We start from the raw sequence: 3,401 nt of genomic DNA, 5'->3' as shown, positions 1-3,401 counted from the left end.
ATAGAATAACTTGTTCATACAACTGCGGATTTCTGAGATTTTCACCGCACCTCGAAATGGCTCTATAAGTGCTGCTGTATCAGCTATTTTCCCTAATAATCCCAATTCTATTGCATCTGCGGTGGGTTGAGGTGACGGTGCAAAGTAAACGTCGATTTCCCGAATCTCTGCTGGTACTGCTTTACTTGAATAATTTTCCCTAAAGGCTGTAATAATTCTTCAAGATAATCCTTCGCAAATTGATCGTATAGAAACCTAGTCATTTGATAATAATTTTTTGCTGCTTGCCAATTTTATATTGTTGTGGAAGCAATTAAAGCGTTTTTACTGATTATTAAGGATTCAAATAACGCAGACAAAAAAACCTCGGTTCCCAAGCCGAGGTTATTTGAAGAAACCAAATGTCTACCGTTGTTAAAGAAAAGATGTTGAAAATTTCAAATCTTATTTATTCACATCAAAGCTGTACAAACCAAACTTTTGTGAACTTATGTAAACAATCTTAATGAAATCATTACAAAATGTCAATCAGCCTTGACACGGAAGTTTTGTGTGTATATTAGATGAACTCTAAGTATATTACGGAAGGGAGAGGGGGATGGGGAGATGGGGAGATGGGGGAACAAGGAGACAAGGAGACAAAGAAAAAACTGGTAACTCCTAACTCCTAACTACTCCTTACTCCCTACTGCTCACTGATAACTGTCTCGATCGCTTTGGCAGCATCGGGGGGAATTTCTGTTACCAGACGAAATGGGAATTCTTCGGTGGAAGCAATTTGAGCGTAATCTGCTGTAAGAAACACTTTATATTTATCGGCTTCTGGAGTCATTTGAGCAGCAAAGGCTAAAACAATTGCTTTGACGAATTTACGAATATCGGCAGCTTTTTCCCCGATTACTTCACCACCTGTTAAAGGAGTATTGGGTTTTCCTTTCTGGCTGACGGTAGCGCTGGGATCTTTTACGCTCAAATGCGTTGCTCCAACTATACCAACCAGCCATTTCGGTGAGGGAATCTTGCCGAAACCAATTATTTGTTCGGTTAAAGCGGGGTTGGTTTTATCGGCAGAACTCGCTAAAATTAAGGTGGGAACCGCTACGGATTCTAATCCTGTTTCACCAAACATTAAAGAACTTGTGGGATTTAAAGCAACTATACTTTTTACTCTTTCGTCGCGCAGTTGATAGCTATTTTCTGGTAATTCCTGCGCTACGCATTGTAAACCTTGCCCAAAGCTTAAAATTGCTAAGTTCTCCGTACAGCGTTTTCTGAGACTTTCTGGTTGCAAACGCGCTCCAGCGATGGATAAAGCTGTTCCACCACCGAAGGAATACCCCACCACCATGACTTTATCGATCGCAAGTTTTCCTTGTAGAGGATTATCTACTGTAATATTGAGCTTTTCTAACTCATCTATTACAAAGCTGATATCCTGGGGACGTTCTAAAAATTCTTGCGGTTTTAAAAGTCTGGTTTTACCCGCAATTGCGTTGTCGGTATTTGCTTGATTACTACCGGGATGTTCCACAGCAGCAACTACAAAACCATAAGATGCCAGGTGTTGTGCTATGTAGCGTAATTCATGTAGCACCGAACCCATACCGTGACTAAATACGATAACTGGCTTTTCAATACTCGCAATATCCGACCAATATATATCAACGGGAACAGTTCTATCTCGTTTCTCATCGTTCAAATTTAATGTAAATTCTTCCACCTCACCGTTTCCCGGTTGTGTCGCATCCATTGGTAATGTAACTTCGGGATCTCTACTCGCAAGTTGAGGTGCGATCGCGCTCATAAATTGCTGAGTTTGCCAAAATGCTGTATTTAAACTTTTGAATACTTTAAATGCTTGAGATAAATTAATTTCTAAACGTTTGCTCGGATAAGCAGCAATAGAAGAAAGCACAGAAAAACCGTTGGGTTCCCTAGCACCATTTATCAGACTTTCTCGGAGGGCGATCGCTCCGGCATCGTCTTCTCGGTGTATCACAGTGGCTAAATCTGACAAAATTGTCGAGCCAATTTGAGTACTAAGTAAATTACTCATAGTCGCAACATTAATCGGAATTTTTGCTCTTAATGCTCCCACAATTAAACTGCGCTGTTGTTCGGTTAATTTATTGGTATAAGATTTGAAACTATCGGGAAATTCGCCGGTTTTCGCTACGTTTTCTAATTCAGTAATCGAAATAGATTCGGCGAAAGAACCGTAACGCACTACTACGGTTTCCGCTGCCTGTAATGGTTTATCTGCCAACTGTCCAATCATTAATGTACAAAATAAACTTACAAATATCTTTAAACTTCTCCCACTATATTTCATTTATCTTTGTACCTTTATTAATATTTTTTTTACGTAAAAGTACTGGCGAAATAGTTAAATAATATAATCGTGAGATTTTAGTTTTAGCTTATTAATTCAATCCATGACAACAATATAGAAACCCTGCATCCCAAGAATATTAATTGACAATAATCAATAAATCATGTTCCACCTCTACATACTAGGATTCAGGAAAAAATTAATATCTGTAAACATTGACATTTAACCAAATGCTTAATTATAATAATTAAGTAATTGCTTAAATATATTTTGAGTAGATTTACGTATTTACTTATTAAGGAAATTTTATCAACTTTCTGTTCCCTACTCCCTACTCCCTGCTTCCTCTGTCAATTAATATGAGCCGACAATCCGCCAGTGCAGATGTTTTTCAAGCAATCGCAGATCCAACCCGAAGGGCAATATTGGATTTATTGCTAAGGGGAGAGCAGCCTGTAAAGCAGCTAGCAGAACCTTTTGCGATCAGTTTACCGGCTATTTCTCAACATCTGCAAATATTGTGTGAAGCTGACTTAGTAGAAATGCGTAAATCAGGTCGTCAGCGTTTGTATAAGTTGAAGCCTGAACCATTGAAACAGGTGTCAGCTTGGATTGCTAATTATGACGAATTTTGGCAAAACAAACTTGATGCTCTGGGCGATTATTTGGAGGAAGATTGATGTTAGCGACATTAAATAAAGAGGTATTTTATCCGCATCCACCAGAAAAAGTTTGGCAAGTAATAACTAACAGTCGCGCTTTGGCTGCATGGTTGATGGAAAACGACTTCGAGCCACGAGTTGGGTGTAAATTTTGTTTTTACAGTCAATCTTTGCCGGGGATAGATACGAATATAAGGTGTGAAGTAATCGAAATTAATCAACCAAATCGGCTTGTTTACACCTGGCAAGATTGCATGATGAGTCAGCCATCTATAGTTATTTGGACTTTAAAAGCTGTTGAAGGTGGTACTCGGTTACGTTTACAACATCGAATTAGAGAAACTGCTTTTACTGGTACGAGAAAACCAGTTTATTCTCAATCTGTATACGTAAAACCATCCCATAGT

General features: G+C 38.7%; 4 protein-coding genes. 2 read left to right on the top strand and 2 right to left on the bottom strand.

Going from position 1 to position 3,401, the window contains the following annotated elements:
• Positions 1-107 precede the first annotated feature (107 nt).
• A complete protein-coding gene (locus ACM03V_RS34240) occupies positions 108-263 on the bottom strand; it encodes a hypothetical protein (RefSeq protein ID WP_414625272.1) in 156 nt (51 codons plus the stop codon).
• A gap of 422 nt (positions 264-685) precedes the next feature.
• Complete coding sequence (locus ACM03V_RS34235) at positions 686-2,332, bottom strand: alpha/beta hydrolase (protein WP_414625271.1); 1,647 nt, start codon at positions 2,330-2,332, stop codon at positions 686-688.
• Between the two features lie 359 nt (positions 2,333-2,691).
• Here ACM03V_RS34235 and ACM03V_RS34230 point away from each other — a divergent pair, with 359 nt between their 5' ends.
• Both ACM03V_RS34230 and ACM03V_RS34225 read left to right on the top strand, forming a co-directional pair.
• On the top strand, positions 2,692-3,012 hold the full coding sequence (locus ACM03V_RS34230; RefSeq protein ID WP_414625270.1) for an ArsR/SmtB family transcription factor: 321 nt from the start codon (positions 2,692-2,694) through the stop codon (positions 3,010-3,012).
• Positions 3,012-3,401, top strand: a 390-nt coding sequence (locus tag ACM03V_RS34225; RefSeq protein WP_414625269.1) for an SRPBCC family protein, incomplete at its 3' end; no start/stop codon positions are given. The genes ACM03V_RS34230 and ACM03V_RS34225, both read left to right, overlap by 1 nt.

Origin of the sequence: Calothrix sp. CCY 0018, assembly GCF_963920925.1 — a bacterium.
GTDB lineage: Bacteria > Cyanobacteriota > Cyanobacteriia > Cyanobacteriales > Nostocaceae > Rivularia.
This window is presented reverse-complemented; position numbering and strand designations above follow the sequence as displayed.